This window comes from Ilumatobacter sp. (assembly GCF_039969435.1).
GTDB lineage: Bacteria > Actinomycetota > Acidimicrobiia > Acidimicrobiales > Ilumatobacteraceae > Ilumatobacter_A.
The window spans coordinates 421,252-439,638 of the sequence record NZ_JBDVNU010000036.1 but is presented as its reverse complement, the minus strand read 5'-3'; the positions used below and the strand labels follow the sequence as shown (position 1 = coordinate 439,638).

Sequence of the window (18,387 nt, the reverse complement as noted above, 5' to 3'; positions counted from 1 at the left end):
ACGTGACCGATCAGCGAACACTGCGCGAGCGACTCGCCGAACTGCCGCTCGGTCGTCAGGTCGCCCTGCTGTCGGGTGGGTCGTTCTGGGGCTCCGAGGCGATCCCCGAACTCGATCTGGCAGCCGTCACGCTGACCGACGGCCCGCACGGTGTGCGGCGCCAGCCCGACGGTGCCGACCACCTGGGCATCGGCGGCTCGGTCCCGGCCACCTGCTTCCCCACCGCGTCCTGCCTCGCCTCGAGCTGGGATCCGGAGTTGCTCCACGAGGTGGGTGCAGCGTTGGGCCACGAGGCGCTCGCAGGAGGCGTGGGTGTACTGCTCGGACCGGGCATGAACATCAAGCGGCATCCCGGTGGTGGCCGGAACTTCGAGTACTTCTCCGAGGACCCGCTGCTGTCGGGTCGTCTCGCCACCGGGATGATCCGAGGCATCCAGTCGACCGGCGTCGCTGCGTGCCCGAAGCACTTCGTGGCCAACAATCTGGAGTCCTATCGGATGGTGTCGGACTCCGTGGTCGACGAGCGGACCCTGCGCGAGCTGTATCTGCGCGGCTTCGAGATCGCAGTCCGCGAAGCTCGGCCTCGGACCATCATGACGGCGTACAACCTGGTCAACGGCGAGTACGTCGCGGACAGCCACCGCCTGCTCCAGGGGGTGTTGCGCGACGAGTGGGGATTCGACGGCCTGGTCGTGACGGACTGGGGCGGCATCAACGACCGGGTCGCCGGCGTCCGTGCCGGCGTCGATCTCGAGATGCCGTCGTCGGGAGGGGCACACGACGATGCGGTCGTCGACGCGGTCGAATCGGGTGACCTCGACGCCGAGACGGTCCTCGAACGTGTCGAAGCGGTCGCACGTCTGCTCGGCGAGTCACCGGCGGGCCCGGCTCTACCCGTCGACGAGGTGGGCCACCACCGCCTCGCCCGCCGCGCGGCCGCAGCCGGAACCGTCCTGCTCGCCAACGACGGCATCCTGCCTCTCGACGCCTCGCTCGACGTGGCGATCATCGGCGGCTTCGCCGCCGAGCCCCGGTACCAGGGCGCCGGGAGTTCACAGGTCGTCCCGACCCGGCTCGACGACGCCAGACGCCACCTCGAGGAGCGCCTGACCGGACGGGTCCGCTACCTGTCCGGATACGACGACGTGCGCGCCGCTGCAGAACTGGCGGGCGACGCCGACGCGGCGGTCGTGTTCGTCGGTCTGCCGGCGATCGACGAGGCCGAGGGCTACGACCGCTCGACGCTCGCCCTGCCGGCCGCCCACGACGAACTCGTCACGGCGGTGTGTGCCGCCAACCCGCGCACCGTCGTGGTGCTCGCGAACGGTGCACCGGTGCTGATGCCGTGGGCCGACCGCCCGGCTGCGATCGTCGAGTCGTATCTCGGTGGACAGGCTGCCGGGAGCGCCATCGCGTCGGTGCTGGTCGGCGACACGGAGCCCGGCGGACGTCTCGCCGAGAGCTTCCCTGCCTCGATGGTCTTCCCGTCGGAGGAGAACTTCGCCGGGTCGACCCGCCAGGTCCAGTACCGCGAAGGCCTGTACGTCGGGTATCGCTTCCACGACACCGCCGCCGTGGCTGCCCGCTTCGCCTTCGGTCACGGGTTGTCGTACACGTCGTTCGAATGGTCCGAGCCGCGTGTCGACGAGCTCACCGTGCGCGTCACCGTCACCAACACCGGTGACCGCTGCGGGAGCGACGTGGTCCAGGTCTACGTGCACGATGTGGAGTCGACCGTGTACCGACCCGACAGGGAACTCGCCGGGTTCGCCAAGGTCCACCTCGGGCCCGGCGCGTCGGCGGACGTGGAGATCACGCTCGACGACCGTTCGTTCGCGTACTACGACGTCGACGAGGCCCGGTGGCGCACCGAGGCCGGTGCGTTCGACGTCGTCGTGGCGCACTCGTCGGTCGACGTCCATGCCACGATCCGGATCGACGTCGACGGCGAGACCATCACGACACCGCCGGCAGGCGCTGCGGGTCCCGGGCGCCGTCGCTTCGTGGCCACCGTGACCGAGTTCGAGCAGATGCTCGGTCGTCCGGTCCCCCACCCGGTCCCGGTGCTGCCCTTCACCGTCAACACCGTCGTCGACGAGCTCGATGCGACCCGACTCGGTCGACTCGCCCGACGGGCGTTCCTCGAGGTGGCGGACCGACAGACGGCCACACTGCTCGGCGACGACCCGGACCCCGTGCTTCTGGCGCTCGGTCGACGGATGATCCGTGAGGCCCCGCTGCGTTTCCTCGTGTCGATGAGCGGCGGCAGAGGATCGATCAGGGCCTTCCACGGTCTGACCAAGCTGCTGAGCGCGTTGCGGATCGCCGGGCGTCGCGGCTGAGGCCGCGCCGTTGCTCTAGATTCCAGTGCATGAGCGACACGATCCGCTGGGGTATCGCCTCGACCGGCAACATCTCGGCATCGATGGCAACGGCACTCGCCGGCATCGACGCAGCGGCCGTCGTGGCGGTCGGTTCCCGCTCGCAGGAGAGCGCCGACGCGTTCGCTGCCGAGCACTCGATCCCCGCCGCCCACGGATCGCATGCGGACCTGTGTGCCGACCCCGCCGTCGACGTGATCTACATCGGTTCGCCTCACAGCGAGCACCACGACATGACCATCGAGGCGCTCGACGCCGGGAAGCACGTCCTGTGCGAGAAGGCGTTCGCACTGAACCGACCCGACGCCGAGGCGATGATCGCCGCGGCACAGCGCAACGAACGGTTCCTGATGGAAGCGATGTGGAGCTGGTTCATGCCGGGATGGCACGACCTCCGTCGCCGCATCGAGGACGGCGAGATCGGTGAGATCGTGTCGATCGACGCCAACTTCGGGCTGAGGATCACCGACCCCGACGGCCGACACCGCCGTCTCGACATCGGCGGCGGTGCCCTTCTCGACCTCGGGATCTACCCGCTGTCGATCGCCCGATTCCTGCTCGGGGAACCGACGGACGTCCGAGCGCTCGGCCGACTCACCGCAGGTGGCGCCGACGCCGCAGTGGCCGGGTCGATGCTCCACGAGTCGGGTGCGGTCACCACGTTCTCGACCTCTCTCGACGCTGCGTCCGATCTCACGGCACGTGTGGTGGGCACCTCAGGCCTCGTCGAGATCCATGCGCCGTTCTGGTGCCCCACCGCGTACACGATCGTCGTCGACGGCGAGCGCGAGCGTGTCGAGACACCGCACCGCGGTCTCGCTCACGAGGCGGAACACGTGATGGAGCGCATCCGTGGTGGGCACCTCGAGTCCGACGTGCAGACGTGGAACGCCACGTTGGCGAACATGGAGTTGATGGACGAGATCCGACGTCAGGTCGGCGTGTTCTACCCGTCCGAGATCGGGTAGTCGGCGTAGGACGCCTTGAAGACACCCTGGTGCAGGAGCACCGTCGCGGCGTGGACGCCTGACGCAGTTTCGGTCACCGTCGACTCCGTCCAGTACGACTCGACCGCCCGACTCTGACCGATGCCGACCACGGTGTGGACGATGTCGTAGGGTCGTCCCACGAACACCGGACCGGCGACGAAGCGCACCTCGAGGTCGATGAACAACCCGATCGCCGGGCCGCGCACCGGGAAGTGAGCACCGGCCTGATGGGCCAGCACGCTGAGCATCTCGGTCGGCACGATCGGCCCACCCCACGGCGAATCGCCGTCGTACCAGTTCGACCGTTCGGTGATGCGGTCCAGCTTCTGCGCGAGCGTGAAGGGGTAGAGAGCGCCGTTGTGCGAGTCGAGATCCATGGTGACCGTGACCGGCTGCGTGGTCATCCCGATCTCGAGTCGATCGACGATGTGCAGTCGGCCGGGGTCACCGAGTCCGCGCTCGCGACGCACGTCGAGTTCGCTCGACGTGTCGGCGCCGATCGACGCCGTGCCGTTCAGCACGGGCGTGCCGTCGGACTTCACCGCGTGGATCGAGGCCGAATGATCGCCGTGCGGAGTGAGCGACGCCTGCACCTCCTCACCCTCGACCACCATCGTCACGAAGTGCGAACTGATGCACCCCGACTCGAACCAGGCCTGTCCCCAGTGCTCGACTGCGAGGGCGTCGAACTGACTGAAGTGGGTCGGGCCCTCGATCGGTGCTCCCGCCAGACCGAGTTTGGCCGCCTCGGCATCGTCGTGGACGCTCGCATGTCCCCCGTACTCCTGGTCGTGGAGCATCTGGGCCGGCGCCCGGAACGGCCCGGTGAGCGTGCCGTCGTCGCTCCTCGTGATGTCGGTCTGGAAGGTCATGTTCCGATCGTTGCACATCGGCCCGTCACGGGTGGTCGGGCGAACCGTCGAGCTGTTCGCCGGCTTCGTTGCGCGCGCGGCGCGCGGATGCCTGCTGCCCGTCGTCCTCGTAGCGCACGGTCACCGATTGGAACCCCTTGAACTGCTGGGAGTTGACCGCCTCGAGATACGCGCGCTGGTCGGCCTCGGTGAGATCCACGTTGTCCGTGAACGGTGTCAGGAGCGCACGCGGGTACAACCGTCGGACGCGGACCACGTTGATCTCCGATCCGACCACGATGCCCACGGCCGCGAGGAAGGTCCAGGCGAACAGACCGAGCACGAGCGCGAAGGTGCCGTAGGTGGCACCTGAACCCTGCACCCCGCTCCCGACGAACACCGCTCCGAAGACCTGCAGCAACTGCCAGATCACCGCGGCCACGATCGCTCCGGGAACGGTGTCGCGTGTGCGGGTGCCGTCGGGGCGGAAGATCCTGAACATCACCACGAAGACCATTCCGTTGACGACGATCGAGATCCCGAGCGCCACCAGCGTGCTCGATCGTCCGAGTTCGGCACCGAACGCGCCGGCATTCGACCCCGCACCCGAAAGCACCGTCGTGACCACGACGGCGATGCCGGCCACGGCGATGAGACGGAGACTCCTCAGTCGTGCACGGATCGGATTCGGTCGACGGTTGCGGGGCACCGACCAACTGACGTTGATCGCGTTCTGGATCGCCTGTGCGAACCCGAGGGCGCCGTACACCGCGACGAGGCCGCCGACGATGATCGCTCCGACACTGCCCTGGAGTCCCTGTGGGTCGGCGAGTTGGTCACCGATGACCGGGAACTGACTGAGCGTCGAGTCGAGGATCTGCTCCTGGAGTCCCGGTCGACCGTCGAGTACGAAGCCCAACACGGACGTGAGCAGCAGCAGGAGCGGGAACAGCGACAGGAACCCGTAGTAGGTGATGAGCGCGGCGAGATACGGCCCCTGGTCCTCGACGAACTTGTAGATCACCCCGATCGGGAAGCCGACGACCGGATGACGACGCTGGAAGGCGTCGAGCCGCTGGGTCGGCGACGTTCCCCCACCCTCTCGGTCGTACTCGTGTGCCACCCGCCCAGTGTGCCCACACCGCCGCGGTGACATGCGCGACCCGATGCCCGGCCGCGAACGCGAACGTCAGGTCGGCAACTCGACGTCGGGGTTGCGGGCGTAGAGGGCCCAGTAGACGTTGGCTGCGACCAGGTCGAACGCCGGACGCACGACCGTCCAGTCCTCGGCGGGGAACGACGTCGGGCCGGCGCCGGGCACGGGAAGCACCACGTACTCGACCCGTTCCGCCCGAGCGGGGATGCGGGGCCCGTCGACGATGCCGTCGGCGCCGTAGAGGACCGATCGGAACGGGACGGGGAACTGGTAGATCTCGCGGCGATGGGCGATGTGTGGGGTGATGCGGTAGTGCGCGGCCACCACCGCGTCGTCGGGCACCAGGTCGATGATCTCCCGTGCCGCGTTGGCCCAGTCGTTGTCGGGTTGTCCGTAGAACAGCGGGGTGCGCCCCCACGGCACCGGTGCCCAGAGGAACGACGACACCAGTGCCGCCACGCCCACGGTGATGACGGCGACGGGGCGCACGAGGATCGAGATGCGGACTCCCGGGGCGTTGAACGAGAACTCGTCGCGCATCGCGGCGATGGCGCAGACGGTGCCGATGCTCAGCGCCGGCACGGCGATCAGGCTGTAGTGGTACTCGATCTGGTACTGGTACCAGAAGGTGCTGAGGATGTTCGTGAACAGCACCAGGGCGCTGATCGCTGCGACCCACGGCTTGCGCACGAACAGCCAGGCGAAGGGTGCCGTCATCTGCACCAGGTACCACGGCCGATCGTCACTCGTGAAGTGATCCCACACCGCTTTCGGGTCGGTGAACGTCTTTCCCACCACCCGGAAGGCGGCGCCGACCGTGGAGTCGTCCGGTCGGCTGAACGGGAATCGCCAGGTGTTGCGGGTGGGGACGCCGATCAGGCCGCGCATCACGACGAACATCGCGAACGCCATGAACGAGATGCACCCGGCCACCGTGGCGAGTCCGATCCGCCGATCACGTCGCACGGCGACCCACACACCGAGGGGCACGAGCACGAGCGACGCGTCCTCCTTGACCGACAGGGCCAAGAGGAGGAAGAGCAGATAGGTCTTCCACTTCCGGTCGAGAGCGGCCCAGATGGCGAACCCGACGAACACTCCGAGGAATGCGTCGGGATGGAAGTTCTCCAGGTTGGTGTGGCCGACCGCCGGATGCACCAGGTAGGCCGCAGCGGGCACCAGGGCGAGCCATTCGCTGCGCAGGCGTGTTCGCCCGACCAGGAACACGGGGATCGCGCCGGCGCCGATGGCGGCCGACTGGGCGAAGAACAGCACACCGACCGACGGCCAGATCCAGTAGAACGGAACGAGCAGCAGGAGCACGAACGAGGTGTGGTCGCCGAACAGGTTGCGACCCATCAACGTCACGAACGGCGTCTCGCCGCGCGAGATGAGCCACACCCCCTGGTCATAGAGCGCCGAGTCGTACGACGCGGTGCCCAGCGCGTGGTGGATGTTCAGCGATCGTTGCGTGAAGTACGTCGTGTAGAGCACGACGAGGCCGACGATCACCACCTGTGGCGTCGTGACCCGGTGCCACCATCGAGGCGGCGCATGCTCGACCGACTGCTCATCCCCCTCGGGTGCGCGGTCGAGCACGGTCACGGTGGCCAGTCTGGCCGAAAGTCAGCCCCGCAGGTCGGCAACCAGCGCGGCGAGCACGCCGTTGACGAAGCGGCTGCTGTCGTCCGTGGAGAACTGTTTGACGAGGCCGACCGCTTCGTCGAGCACCACGGCCGTCGGTACGTCGGGCCGCTCGGCCAGTTCGAACGCCCCGATCCGCAAGACGTTCAGGTCGATCACCGGCATCCGCTTCAGCGTCCACCCGGTCGCCCGAGCCTCGATGGCAGCATCGAGGCGGTCGCGATGGGCGGCCACGCCCCGCACGAGGGTCTGGGTCAGTTCGTCGGGCTCGAGCACCTGCAACTCGAGCGCCTCGACGGGCGTGATGCCCTTCGACTCCGCCTCGTACAACAGGTACAGGGCGCGCTCTCGACCCTCGGAACGAACGTCGGGGCGAGGAACCGCCATCAGACGCGGGTCATGTAGTCGCCGGTCCGCGTGTCGACGCGCACCTTCTCACCGATTTCGATGAACAGCGGGACCTTGATCTCCTTGCCCGTCTCGAGCGTCGCCGGCTTGGTGCCGCCGCTCGACCGGTCACCCTGCAGACCCGGCTCGGTCTGGGCGATCGTCAGCTCCACCGATGCGGGGATCTCGACGCCGATGATCTCGCCGTTGTAGAACGCGATCTGGGCGATCATCTGCTCGATCAGGTAGTCCTTCGCATCGCCGAGGGCCACCTCGGCGACGTTGGTCTGGTCGAAGGTCTTGGTGTTCATGAAGACGTAGTCGTTGCCGTCGTGGTACAGGTACTGCATGTCCTCGCGCTGGACGATCGCCTGCTCGACCTTGATGCCGGCGTTGAACGTCTTGTCGATCACGGCGCCGGTGCGCACGTTGCGGATCTTCGAGCGGACGAACGCGCCCCCCTTGCCGGGCTTCACGTGCTGGAACTCGATGACCTGGAACAGGTTGTTGTCGAGTTCGAGGGTGATGCCGTTCTTCAGGTCGTTCACGGAGATCTGGGGCATGTCGGTTACAACTCTCGTTTCGGTGAGTGCGTCAGCACCCGGTGGCCGGCATCGGTGACCAGGACCAGATCCTCGATCCGGAAGCCGCCGAATCCTCCACGATAGAGGCCGGGCTCGATGGTCACCACCATCCCCGCCTCGAGGGTCACGTCGGAGGTGCGGTTGTGGAACGGCAACTCGTGGATGTCGAGGCCGACGCCGTGGCCGGTGCCGTGCACGTATTCGTGTAGCCGTCCGGCGGCCTCGAACACGTCGCGACAGGCTGCGTCGACCGCGCGCGAGCTGCCACCGGCGAACGTGGCGTCGAGCCCCGCACGCTGCGCAGCGGCCACCAGGTCGTAGGTGCCACGCTGTTCGGACGTGGCCTCGCCGATCACCCACGACCGGGTCATGTCCGAGTGGTACCCGTCGACCAGTGCCCCGACGTCGATGATCACCGTGTCACCCTCGACGATCTCACGACGGGTGGCGCCGTGGTGTGGCCGGGCGCCGTGGTCGGGGCCGGTGGCGACGATCGTCGGGTAGCTCCGGTCGTCGGCACCGAGTCGGATCATCCGGTACTCGAGTTCCGCACGTACGTCGAGTTCGGTCATGCCGTGGAGCATCGGCTCGACCTCCGCAAGTGCTGCATCGGCGATCCGCGCGGCCTCCTCGATGCGCTCGACCTCCGCGGGGTCCTTGACCCGGCGCAACACCCGGATCAGGTCGTCGGCGGCGGCGTCGCCCACCAACTGGGCCCGTCGCTCCCGCAGGACCTCGGACTGCTGCTCGACGATCAGCGTCGCTCCGGTGCCGGCGGTCTCGGCGGCTGCCTTGTCGCCGTAGCGCCCGTCGGTCCCGACGAACAGTTCGCCGCCGCGCAGCACCGCCCAGCCGTTCGACGTGTCGAAGCCGGTCAGCCAGCGGAGGTCGGTCAGATCGTCGACCGCCAACGTGCCGCCACCGACCTCGTGCAGGACGCGGCTGATCCGTTCGGGGTGGTCGATGGGGGTCATCGACTCACCGTCCACCGTCGACCCAGCTCGGCCTTCGGCGCACTCTCGCCGTCGTACCCGCACATCGCCACGTGCCAGACGTCGGTGCCGGTGCTGAACGTCGCCCCACGACGATGTGCGCCGCGGTTGAAGTGCTGCGTGATCTCCGTCGCTTCCCACCCGTCCTCGCAGTCGATCCGCTCCACCGACACCTCGAGGTCGTCGCCTCCGAAGCTCACGCTTCCACCGGGGCACGAGAGCGCGCAGGGCGGCGCGATCGACCACCGCTCGGTGGCGGTGACCTCGACCGATGTCACGCTCGTCGACGAGAGCCTGACCGCCCGGCGGGTGTCGACACGGCGGTCCTCCAGATGGATCTCGATGGACCTCACCGACGTCGTGGGAATGGACGTGGAGCGTTGCCGTGGGTCGGTCCGCACGAAGCGGAGATCCACGCCGTCGCAGGGCGTGAGGCCGAGCAGTCGAACCCCCTCGGCTCCGACCCCGACCGAGAGTGCGACGACGTCGGGAACACCGACCTGGATGCCAGGAGCGTCGCGATCGGTGGAACCGCTGCGGGGACGCCGGGACAGGAGGCTCATCGGAGGAACCGCTCCAGAGATCGCCGGACCGGCGCTTCGTCCACGCCGGGGACCACCTCGACGCCGTTCGGGCCGTCGAGGACGAAGGTCAGTCGGTCGAGTGCCTTCTTGTCCCGGTGCATGAGCCCGATCAACTCCGCAGCGTCGAGTCCCGACGGCGGGCGAGTCGTCAGGTCGTACTCCCCCGCGACCACGGCGGTGTGCTCGTCGACCCTCGCCCGATCGATCCGACCGAGTTCGCAACCGAGTTCGGCGGCGTAGACCAGTCCGATCGCCACCGCCTCGCCGTGTGCGAGGTCGTGGCCGGTGGTGATCTCCAGGGCATGCGCGAGGGTGTGGCCGTAGTTCAGCAGTGCCCGTCGACCGCCCTCGCGTTCGTCGGAGGCGACCACCTCGGCCTTGATCTCGATGCACCGCGCGATGCGCTCGTCGAGTGCCATCGCCAGCAGGTCGTCTCCGGTGAGGAAGTGGTACTTCGCCATCTCGCCCAGACCGCAGCGCATCTCGCGCGGCGGCAGGGTGGCCAAGGCGTCGAGATCGCACACGACACCCGAGGGCTGCCAGAACGCACCGACGAGGTTCTTGCCCTCGGGCAGATTGACCCCTGTCTTGCCGCCGATCGCCGCGTCGACCATGCCGAGCAGCGTCGTGGACACGTGGACCACCGGAATGCCCCGGTGCCACGACGCCGCAGCGAATCCGGCCACGTCCGTGACCATCCCGCCCCCCACGCCGACGACGACGTCGTTGCGGGTCAGACCGATCTGTGCGAACGAGCGCATCAGGTTCTCGATGGTCGCCAGCGACTTCGCCGCCTCGCCGTCCCCGATCTCGACGACGTGCACGTCGTGGTCGGGGAGGTACGCACCGATCTCACGGAACTGGACGGGAATCCCCGCCTGCGTGACGACCGCGACGCGCCGCGCCGAGGTCGGCACGAGATCGGGCAACTCCGCGATGCTCCCGTTGCCCACGATGACGTCGTAGGAGCGGTCGACGAGGGGCACCGTCACCCGGCGCATCGCAACACCGCCCCGGCGACGTCGTTGATCGAGCGGTTGTCCACCGACACGATCGCGTCGGCGACCTCCTGGTACAGGTCGCCGCGCTCGTCGTACATGCGCCGCAGCGTGCCTTCGGGGTCGTCGTCGAGGAGCGGGCGGTGCATCCCTGCCTTGACGCGACCCAGGAGGAGTTCCACGTCGGCGAGCAACCACACCACGTGGGCCCCCGCACCCTTCAGGACCGCCCGATTGTCGGGGCTGAGCACCACGCCTCCGGCGGCGGCGATCACCGACGGCGTCGGTGAGGCGACGGCCTCGCGCAGCACGTCGGACTCCAGTTCGCGGAACGCTGGTTCGCCGTCGGCGGCCCAGATCTCGCGCACGGTGCGGCCGGTGCGCGCTTCGATCATCTCGTCGCTGTCGAGGAGTTCTCGGCCGAGCTTGCGCGCCAGGGCACGTCCGACGGAGGACTTGCCGGCGCCCATCATCCCCACCAGCACGATGTGGCTGTCGGTACACGTGCTCACGGTCGTCCCCTCACAGTGTCGCCGCGAAGTTCTCGGCGTTGCGGACGAACTCGTCGACCGAGTCGCCCCCGAACTTGCGTTGGGCCTCACCCGCCAACGTGAGCGCCACCATCGTCTCCGCGACGACACCCATCGCGGGCACCGCGGTGACGTCGGTGCGTTCCTTGAACGACACGCCCGACTCCTTCGTGGCGGTGTCGACGGTCTCCAGCGTCGGCTTGTTGAGCGTGGCGAGCGGCTTCATGGCGGCACGCACCACGAGCAACTCGCCGGTGGTCATGCCGCCCTCGGTACCGCCGGCCAGCGTGCTGCCGCGCCGGTACCGCTCGTGCTCGGAGTCCCACGAGATCGGGTCGTGTGCGGTACTCCCACGGCGCCCGGCCACCTCGAAACCGTCGCCGATCTCGACGGCCTTGATCGCCTGGATGCTCATCAACGCCTGCGCGAGCATCCCGTCGATCTTGCGGTCCCAGTGCACGTGTGAGCCGAGGCCGACCGGGACGCCGAACCCGAGCACCTCGACCACGCCGCCGAGCGAGTCACCCTCCTTCGCGCAGGCCTTGATCTCGGCGATCATGTCCTCGCTGGTGGCGAGGTCGAAGCAGCGGACCTGGTTGTCGTCGACGCGATCCAGTTCGTCGGGTGTGGGCCGGGCGGCACCGGCGGGCACCCGCACGTGGCCCATCTGGATCACGTGCGACAGGATCTCGACTCCCAGCGGCTTGAGCAGTTGCTTGGCGATCGCGCCGGCGGCGACCCGGGCCGCGGTCTCGCGTGCGCTCGCACGCTCCAAGACGTCGCGTGCGTCGGTGAAGCCGTACTTCTGCATGCCGGTGAGATCGGCGTGACCCGGGCGGACCTGGGTGAGTGGCGCCTTCGTGGCTCCCGGTGCCGGGTCCATCTCCTCGTGCCACTTGTCGCTGCGGAACCACTCCGAGTTCTTGATCTCGACGGCGACCGGGGAACCGAGCGTGCGGCCGTGGCGCACGCCTCCGATCAACGTGAGCTCATCGGCCTCGAAGCGCTGGCGCGGGCCGCGTCCGTAGCCGAGGCGCCGCCGACCCATCTCCTCCTGGATCTGCTCGACCGTGATCTCCAGGCCGGCGGGAAGCCCCTCGATCGTGACCACGAGGGCCTGGCCGTGGGATTCGCCGGCGGTGAGATACCTGAGCATCGTGACAAGGCTAGCGACCGCCCCGGGGGCCATACTTGACACATGCGCCGTGCCGCCCTCTCGCTGCTCGTCGCAGCGTGCGGTGCGCTCATCGCCGGCGGCGCGATCGGCGCTGCAGCGACGGCCCCGATCGACGACGGTGTCACCGTTGCCGCACCCGCCGTACGGATCCCGGCCAACTCACGTCCCCCGACGCCGACGGGCCCCGATCCGGCGCTGCTGGTCAGCGACTCGGCGTGGCTGGGGATGCAGACGTACGCCGGGGTCGACCAGGTGCAGGGTTTCGAGCACACGCTGTCGCTCGCATCGTGTCGGCGCCGTGTCGCCACCTCCTGCACGAACTACAACGGCTACGTCCCGATCACGCTCTACGAGGAGGTCGAGGCCGCCGCACCCGGGTTCAGGACACTGATCGTGGCGACCGGGTACAACGACGGCGACGCCCGATTCGCCGAGGACGTCGAGGCGGTCGCCGAACTCGCCCGATCGAAGGGCTACCGGCGCATCGTCTGGCTCACACTGCGTTCCAACGTCAGCTACACGTCGCCGGGCGACACCGGCTTCGCGGAGGTGTTCGAGCGCAGCAATGCCACCCTGAAGCAGATCGTCGCCGACGGCACCCACCCCGAGATCGTCGTCGCCGACTGGGCCACGTACGCACGCGACCAACCGTCGTGGTTCGCCGGCGACGGCATCCACCTGCGGCTTCTGGGCGGGTATGCAGCGGGCGACTACATCTCCCGCAAGATGGCGTTCCTCGACGCCCGTGCGTGCCCGCAACCCGCCTATGCGGGCGTGGCACCACTCGATCCGTGTCCGGACCCCGACGAGCACGGCCCCGTGATCGACCTCGCATCGATCTACCCGACCGACCGGGGTCAGGGCCTCGCGTTCACCCTGCTCTACGAGGGATCGAGTTCGTGGCCCGATCCGCCGTGGTGGGAGTCAGCCGCGTGAGGTGAGCGCGGCGAGAGCCGCCGCTCGCATCACCGCCGTGTCGACCACAGCGTCGTCGCCGAGCCAGATCCGCTGCTGCAGTGCCGCCTGGTGGACGAGCATCCCGAGCCCGTCGACCGTGCGGGCGCCGCGTTCGGCCGCCGCCGAGAGCCACCGCGTCTCGAGCGGGTGGTACACGAGGTCGGCCACCACCTGGCCGTCGTGCAACAGATCCGGATCACACGGCAGTGACCCGTCCGTGCCCATGCCCACGCTCGTGGCGTTCACGACGATGTCGGCGCGACCGATGTCGCTGATGATCCCGGGCGTCGCCACGGGCGTCAGCGCTGCCGCCGACTCGGCCTTCTCCGGGGTGCGGTTGAGCACGGTGACGTCGACGGCCCCGGCGCGTGCGAGCGCATCGATCACCGAGCGCGCTGCTCCCCCGGCACCGATGACCGCGACCTTCGCCCCGTCGACATCCACGCCAGCCTCGGCGAGCGAGGCGACGAACCCCGCACCGTCGGTCGACCAACCGACGAGCTGGTCCCCTTCCCAGCTCACCGTGTTGACCGAGTGGAGCGCACGCGCCGCCGGGTCGAGTCGGTCGACGGCGGCTGCCACGGCGTCCTTGTGGGGCATCGTGACCGACAGGCCGCCGATGCCCAGCGTCCGCATGGCGTCCAACGCTGCCGACGCGTTTCCAGGGGCCACCTCCAGGGCTGCGTAGGTCCAGTCGACACCTGCAGCATCGAATGCAGCGCGGTGGATGACCGGCGAGAGGCTGTGGGCGACCGGCGATCCGATGACCGCCGCCAACCGGGTCACCCGAGGAGGCCGGCTGCGTCGGCTGCGTCGACGTTCACCTGGTGCTGTTCGCCGGTGGCGGCGAACACGTGGCGGCCGTCCTCGTCGGCGAGGACGTAGAAGAAGTAGAAGCACTGGTCGGGTTGCGGGAGGTCCCGGCAGATCGGGTCGCCCGGCGGCGGGTTCGGCGCCGGGTTGAGCGCAGCCTCGATCGAAGCCCGTCCAGGACTCGCGATCGGCGTCCTGGGCAGCCCGGGGAGGAGATAGGTGTTCCAGTCGCTCGGAGTCTGGCGGACCTCGGAGAACGGGGTGTCGGGGTCGATGCCGAGTTGGTTGCGTCCGTACAGCACGGCGGCATCGATCTGCAGCGGGAACGGGTCGTCGGGATTGTTCGCCGTGACGAACAACCGGTTGTGGATCACCCGGGAGATCTTGGCGCGGTCCTCGGGGACCTTGGCCTCCTTCTCGATCATCGACGCGATGATCAGGATCTCGTAGGGCGTGCGGCCCAGGGCGGCGCCCTTCGTGACGATGTCCTCCTGGCTGCCGACACGGTCCATGATGCCGATCATCCGGTCGATGACCTGGGCCTCGGTGTCGGCGTTGGACACCTCGTAGGTGTCGGGGAACAGCAGGCCTTCGAGCGACGTGACACCTTCCGGCGGCATCCACTGCGACGTGTAGTCACCTGGCGCCGCAGCGGCGAGGAAGCCCTCGGACGTGAGGGTCTCGAATTCGGTGTCGACGCGTCGCGCCATCTGGTCGATCGTGAAACCCTCGGGGAACGTGATGCTGCGAGAGGTCTGCGCAGGCGGCACGCTGAGTCGCCCCATGACGTTGCCCACGTGGTCGCTCGGGCGCAGTTCGTAGAAACCGGGGACGATCTCCAGGCCACCCTTGTTCTCGACGTACTGCACGAACACGCCCGCGTCCTCGACGAAGCCCTCGTCTTCCAGACGTTGCGACAGCGTCTCGAGTGTTTCGCCCTCGACCACGGTGAACGCCTCGACGGGTCCGGCGTCGCCGGGCGGGTTGAGACGCTGGAGGTACCACCAGCCCACGGCCCCGGCGATGATGATGGCCACGATCGACAGGCACAGCACGCCGTACACGGTCCACTTGAAGGGTCGTGTCTGGCGGCGGAGGCGCTCGACGGTGCCGGTCCGGTCGGCGTTGTCCCACGGGTCGGTCGGCCAGTCGATGGCCGGTCGGTCGTCGGCGTCGACCTCGGCCTCCGGCAGTAGTGGATCGAGTTGGGTCACGGCGCCACGCTAGTTGGCCAGGTGTTGCGACGGTGGTCAAGCCACGCCTGGAGGATCACGGCAGCGGCGGCCTTGTCGACCACCTTGCGTCGCTGCCGGGCGTCGAGGCCGACCTCCATCATGTGGCGTTCGGCGGTGACGGTCGTGAATCGTTCGTCGTACATCTCGACGGGCACGCCGACGGTCTGTTCCAACTGCTTCGCCTCCTTGACGGCCGATGTGGCGGCCGGACCGTGGCTGCCGTCGAGCGACAGCGGAAGGCCGACGACGACGACCTCGCACTCCTCGAGCCTCACGATCTTCGCGATCTCGGCGTGATCGTGACGACGACTCCTCGAGCGGTGCACGGTGGTGAGTGCCGATGCGATCGTCCCGGAGATGTCGGAGACTGCGACGCCCACCCGCTTCGAGCCGAGATCGATGCCGAGCGCACGGACGCCCGGGACGTCCCCTCGGCTGGGCGTCACGAGAAGTCGGGGATGGCGGCCGCTGCGATGGCGAGCGCCTCGGGGATGCCGGCGGGATTCTTGCCGCCGGCCTGGGCCACGTCGCCCTTCCCGCCGCCGCCGCCGCCGATCGCCTTGGCAGCATCCTTGAGCAGGAGCGATGCGGGGTTCGCGCTGTCCTTGGGCACCGCCGCCACGAGTGCGACGCCGCCCGAGGGGGTCTCGCCGGCGATGACGACCGTGTGCACGTCGGGATGGTTGCGCACCGCCATGGCGAGTTCGCGCAGCTCCCCCGGTTCGAGTTGGTCGACCTGGGTGACCACCACGCCGTCGTTGGCGATCTGCGCCAGCTCGACGGCGCGACCCATGGCGATCTGGCTGCGCAGGCCCCTGATCTCGGCCTGGAGTGCCTTGATCTCCTCGAGTTTGCGCTGGACCCCCTCGGCGACGTCCTCGGTGCTCGTTCCCACGAGCCCGGCGAGGTCGGCGATCAGCGCTTCGTCGCGCTGGAGCAGTGCGACCGAGCCCGTTCCCGTGAACGCCTCGATGCGGCGGAGGTTCGAGCCGATCGAAGCTTCGCTGACGACCTTGACCATGCCGATGTCGCCCGTGGAGCGGGCGTGCGTTCCGCCGCACAACTCGATCGTGTCGCCCGCTTCCAGGACGCGCACGATGTCGCCGTACTTGTCGCCGAAGAACGCGATGGCGCCGAGCGCCTCGGCTTCGTCCTTGGTGGTCTCGAACGTACGCGTCGGCCGGCTCGCGAGCGTCTGCGCGTTCGCGATCTCCTCGATCTCGGCGATCTGGTCGGGGGTGACCGCTTCGTAGTGGGAGAAGTCGAAGCGGAGTCGGTCGGGCCCGACCCATGAACCCGCTTGCTTCACGTGCTCACCGAGCACCTTGCGCAGGGCGTCGTGGAGCAGGTGGGTTCCGGTGTGGTTGCGACGGATCTTCTCACGCCGGTCGACGTCGATCGCGGCCTGCGCACTCTGGCCGGCGGTGATGGTTCCCTCGACGATCCGCGCAGTGTGACGACGGAGGTTCGGGATCGCGAAGGTGCAGTCGAGCACCTCGGCGGTGCCCGTGTCGGTGGTGATCGTGCCGGTGTCACCGACCTGGCCACCCGATTCGGCGTAGAACGGCGTCCGGTCGAGGAAGATCTCGACGATCCCGTCCCCCGACCTGGTGTCGCTCGACTCCAGTACGGCGAGCACTCGGGCCTCGGCGTCGTCGACGGTGTAGCCGAGGAACTCGGTGGTGCCGAACTGGGAGGCGACCTGTCGGTACTGGTCGAGGGTGGCGTCGTCGACGGCTCCCTTGGCAGCGGCCTTGGCCCGCGCCCGCTGCTCGTTCATCTCGACGTTGAACCCGTCGAGGTCGACGGCCACGTCACGTTCCGACGCGATCTCCTGGGTCAACTCCAGCGGGAAGCCGTAGGTGTCGTGCAGCAGGAACGTGGTCGAGCCGCTGAGCACCTCGGGTCCGTCGGCGAGTTCGGTGTCGAGGATCGACAGGCCGTTCCTGAGCGTGTGGCGGAAGCTCTCCTCCTCGCGCGTGATCACGTTGGTGATGAAGTCCTGGTTCTTGACCAGGTCGGGGTAGGCGTTGCCCATCACCGAGATGGCCGTCTCGGTGAGTGACGGCATGACGAGCTTGTCGGTGCCGAGCATGTAGGCGAATCGCACGGCACGCCGGATGATGCGGCGCAGCACGTACCCGCGGGCCTCGTTCGAGGGGAAGACGCCGTCGTTGACCAACATGGCCCCCGAGCGGGCGTGCTCGGCGAGCACCCGCAGTCCGAAGCTGTCGCGATCCTCGTAGTCACCGACCCGGTAGGTCTTGCCCGTGAGCGACTGGGCGCGGTCGATCAGCGGCATCATCAGGTCGGTTTCCCACACCGAGTCGACGCCCTGCATCAACGCCAGGATGCGTTCGAGGCCCGCACCGGTGTCGATCGACGGCTTCGGCAGCGGCGTCCGGGTGCCGTCCGAGGACTGGTTGAACTGCATGAAGACCAGGTTCCAGAACTCCATGAACCGGTCGCCGAACGGATCGCCGAGGGGGCCGCCGTCGGGTCCGAAGTCGGGCCCGCGGTCGATGTGCAGCTCGCTGCACGGTCCACACGGCCCCGTGTCACCCATCTGCCAGTAGTTGTCCTTGTCGCCGAGCCGCTGGATGCGCTCCATCGGCACACCGACCTGTTCGTGCCAGATCGACTCGGCCTCGTCGTCGGTCTCGTGGACGGTCACCCAGATCCGGTCGCCGTCGATCCCCCACTTCTCGGTGACCAACTCCCACGACCAGGGGATGGCGTCGGTCTTGAAGTAGTCACCGAAACTGAAGTTCCCGAGCATCTCGAAGAACACCAGGTGCCGCTTGGTGCGGCCCACGTCGTCGAGGTCGTTGTGCTTGCCACCGGCGCGCGCGCACTTCTGCGACGTGACGGCCCGCTCGTACGGGGCCGGCTCGTCGCCGGTGAAGTACGACTTGAACGGCACCATCCCCGCGACGTTGAACATCACGGTCGGGTCGTGCGGGATGAGGCTCGCCGAGGGCACGACCTGATGGCCCTTCTCCGCGAAGAACCCCGTGAAGGAGTCACGTAGCTGGTCGGCAGACATCGTCATGAGATCGCAGATCCTACCGACGGGTCAGCCGTGGAGAATGGCCGATTCGAACTCGAA

Annotated in this window: 17 protein-coding genes; 3 read left to right on the top strand and 14 right to left on the bottom strand. The window is 68.4% G+C overall.

Translation table 11 applies throughout. The annotated features are described in order from the left end of the window. Positions 1 to 2 precede the first annotated feature (2 nt). Complete coding sequence (locus ABJK40_RS19295) at positions 3 to 2,342, top strand: glycoside hydrolase family 3 C-terminal domain-containing protein (protein ID WP_348478177.1); 2,340 nt, start codon at positions 3 to 5, stop codon at positions 2,340 to 2,342. 29 nt (positions 2,343 to 2,371) lie between these two features. Then, positions 2,372 to 3,349 (top strand): Gfo/Idh/MocA family oxidoreductase, encoded by a 978-nt coding sequence (locus ABJK40_RS19290; protein WP_348478176.1) that lies wholly within the window; start codon positions 2,372 to 2,374, stop codon positions 3,347 to 3,349. On the opposite strand, the gene ABJK40_RS19285 is transcribed toward ABJK40_RS19290, so the two are convergent. From ABJK40_RS19285 to aroC, 10 genes are all read right to left on the bottom strand, one after another. Further along, the gene (locus ABJK40_RS19285) at positions 3,328 to 4,242 is read right to left on the bottom strand and encodes a hypothetical protein (protein ID WP_348478175.1); all 915 of its coding nucleotides are present in this window, start codon (positions 4,240 to 4,242) and stop codon (positions 3,328 to 3,330) included. The two genes, ABJK40_RS19290 and ABJK40_RS19285, sit on opposite strands and share 22 nt — an antisense overlap. A 25-nt stretch (positions 4,243 to 4,267) precedes the next feature. Continuing rightward, positions 4,268 to 5,344, bottom strand: a complete 1,077-nt coding sequence (locus ABJK40_RS19280) for a YihY/virulence factor BrkB family protein (protein WP_348478174.1) — start codon at positions 5,342 to 5,344, stop codon at positions 4,268 to 4,270. A 66-nt stretch (positions 5,345 to 5,410) separates the two neighbouring features. Further along, the gene (locus ABJK40_RS19275; protein WP_348478173.1) at positions 5,411 to 6,982 is read right to left on the bottom strand and encodes a DUF2079 domain-containing protein; all 1,572 of its coding nucleotides are present in this window, start codon (positions 6,980 to 6,982) and stop codon (positions 5,411 to 5,413) included. Positions 6,983 to 7,003: 21 nt separating this feature from the next. After that, positions 7,004 to 7,408, bottom strand: a complete 405-nt coding sequence (gene nusB / locus ABJK40_RS19270; RefSeq protein ID WP_348478172.1) for a transcription antitermination factor NusB — start codon at positions 7,406 to 7,408, stop codon at positions 7,004 to 7,006. Continuing rightward, positions 7,408 to 7,971 carry an elongation factor P gene (gene efp / locus ABJK40_RS19265; RefSeq protein WP_348478171.1) on the bottom strand — a complete coding sequence of 188 codons (564 nt, stop codon included), beginning with the start codon at positions 7,969 to 7,971 and terminating at the stop codon, positions 7,408 to 7,410. The genes nusB and efp overlap by 1 nt, the downstream gene beginning before the upstream one ends. Positions 7,972 to 7,976: 5 nt before the next feature. Continuing rightward, on the bottom strand, positions 7,977 to 8,966 hold the full coding sequence (locus ABJK40_RS19260; RefSeq protein ID WP_348478170.1) for a Xaa-Pro peptidase family protein: 990 nt from the start codon (positions 8,964 to 8,966) through the stop codon (positions 7,977 to 7,979). After that, positions 8,963 to 9,547 carry a hypothetical protein gene (locus ABJK40_RS19255; protein ID WP_348478169.1) on the bottom strand — a complete coding sequence of 195 codons (585 nt, stop codon included), beginning with the start codon at positions 9,545 to 9,547 and terminating at the stop codon, positions 8,963 to 8,965. Before ABJK40_RS19255 ends, ABJK40_RS19260 begins: the two co-directional genes overlap by 4 nt. Then, a complete protein-coding gene (locus ABJK40_RS19250; RefSeq protein ID WP_348478168.1) occupies positions 9,544 to 10,569 on the bottom strand; it encodes a 3-dehydroquinate synthase family protein in 1,026 nt (341 codons plus the stop codon). The genes ABJK40_RS19255 and ABJK40_RS19250 overlap by 4 nt, the downstream gene beginning before the upstream one ends. Further along, positions 10,557 to 11,078 carry a shikimate kinase gene (locus ABJK40_RS19245; protein WP_348478167.1) on the bottom strand — a complete coding sequence of 174 codons (522 nt, stop codon included), beginning with the start codon at positions 11,076 to 11,078 and terminating at the stop codon, positions 10,557 to 10,559. Before ABJK40_RS19245 ends, ABJK40_RS19250 begins: the two co-directional genes overlap by 13 nt. 10 nt (positions 11,079 to 11,088) lie before the next feature. Beyond that, entirely contained in the window at positions 11,089 to 12,252 is a 1,164-nt protein-coding gene (aroC, locus tag ABJK40_RS19240) for a chorismate synthase (protein ID WP_348478166.1), read from the bottom strand. Positions 12,253 to 12,294: 42 nt separating this feature from the next. Between aroC and ABJK40_RS19235 the strand changes: the two genes are divergently transcribed. Further along, a complete protein-coding gene (locus ABJK40_RS19235; RefSeq protein WP_348478165.1) occupies positions 12,295 to 13,209 on the top strand; it encodes a hypothetical protein in 915 nt (304 codons plus the stop codon). Here ABJK40_RS19235 and aroE read toward each other — a convergent pair. The 4 genes from aroE to alaS are packed head-to-tail and all read right to left on the bottom strand — an operon-like array spanning position 13,198 to position 18,330. Next, positions 13,198 to 14,016 carry a shikimate dehydrogenase gene (aroE, locus tag ABJK40_RS19230; RefSeq protein WP_348478164.1) on the bottom strand — a complete coding sequence of 273 codons (819 nt, stop codon included), beginning with the start codon at positions 14,014 to 14,016 and terminating at the stop codon, positions 13,198 to 13,200. The two genes, ABJK40_RS19235 and aroE, sit on opposite strands and share 12 nt — an antisense overlap. Next, positions 14,013 to 15,257: an endolytic transglycosylase MltG gene (gene mltG / locus ABJK40_RS19225; RefSeq protein WP_348478163.1), complete on the bottom strand. Its 1,245-nt coding sequence runs from the start codon at positions 15,255 to 15,257 to the stop codon at positions 14,013 to 14,015. The genes aroE and mltG overlap by 4 nt, the downstream gene beginning before the upstream one ends. Further along, the gene (gene ruvX / locus ABJK40_RS19220) at positions 15,254 to 15,724 is read right to left on the bottom strand and encodes a Holliday junction resolvase RuvX (protein ID WP_348478162.1); all 471 of its coding nucleotides are present in this window, start codon (positions 15,722 to 15,724) and stop codon (positions 15,254 to 15,256) included. The genes mltG and ruvX overlap by 4 nt, the downstream gene beginning before the upstream one ends. Continuing rightward, complete coding sequence (gene alaS, locus ABJK40_RS19215) at positions 15,721 to 18,330, bottom strand: alanine--tRNA ligase (RefSeq protein WP_348478161.1); 2,610 nt, start codon at positions 18,328 to 18,330, stop codon at positions 15,721 to 15,723. The genes ruvX and alaS overlap by 4 nt, the downstream gene beginning before the upstream one ends. Between the last annotated feature and the right edge of the window lie 57 nt (positions 18,331 to 18,387).

Excerpts from the sequence above, each read along its gene's own strand:
- ABJK40_RS19255 (WP_348478169.1), bottom strand. The coding sequence starts at position 9,547 with ATGAGCCTCCTGTCCCGGCGTCCCCGCAGCGGTTCCACCGATCGCGAC.
- aroC (WP_348478166.1), bottom strand. The coding sequence starts at position 12,252 with ATGCTCAGGTATCTCACCGCCGGCGAATCCCACGGCCAGGCCCTCGTG.
- ABJK40_RS19235 (WP_348478165.1), top strand. The coding sequence starts at position 12,295 with ATGCGCCGTGCCGCCCTCTCGCTGCTCGTCGCAGCGTGCGGTGCGCTC.
- alaS (WP_348478161.1), bottom strand. The coding sequence starts at position 18,330 with ATGACGATGTCTGCCGACCAGCTACGTGACTCCTTCACGGGGTTCTTC.
- nusB (WP_348478172.1), bottom strand. The coding sequence starts at position 7,408 with ATGGCGGTTCCTCGCCCCGACGTTCGTTCCGAGGGTCGAGAGCGCGCC.
- efp (WP_348478171.1), bottom strand. The coding sequence starts at position 7,971 with ATGCCCCAGATCTCCGTGAACGACCTGAAGAACGGCATCACCCTCGAA.
- ABJK40_RS19290 (WP_348478176.1), top strand. The coding sequence starts at position 2,372 with ATGAGCGACACGATCCGCTGGGGTATCGCCTCGACCGGCAACATCTCG.
- ABJK40_RS19260 (WP_348478170.1), bottom strand. The coding sequence starts at position 8,966 with ATGACCCCCATCGACCACCCCGAACGGATCAGCCGCGTCCTGCACGAG.
- ABJK40_RS19250 (WP_348478168.1), bottom strand. The coding sequence starts at position 10,569 with ATGCGCCGGGTGACGGTGCCCCTCGTCGACCGCTCCTACGACGTCATC.
- ABJK40_RS19285 (WP_348478175.1), bottom strand. The coding sequence starts at position 4,242 with ATGACCTTCCAGACCGACATCACGAGGAGCGACGACGGCACGCTCACC.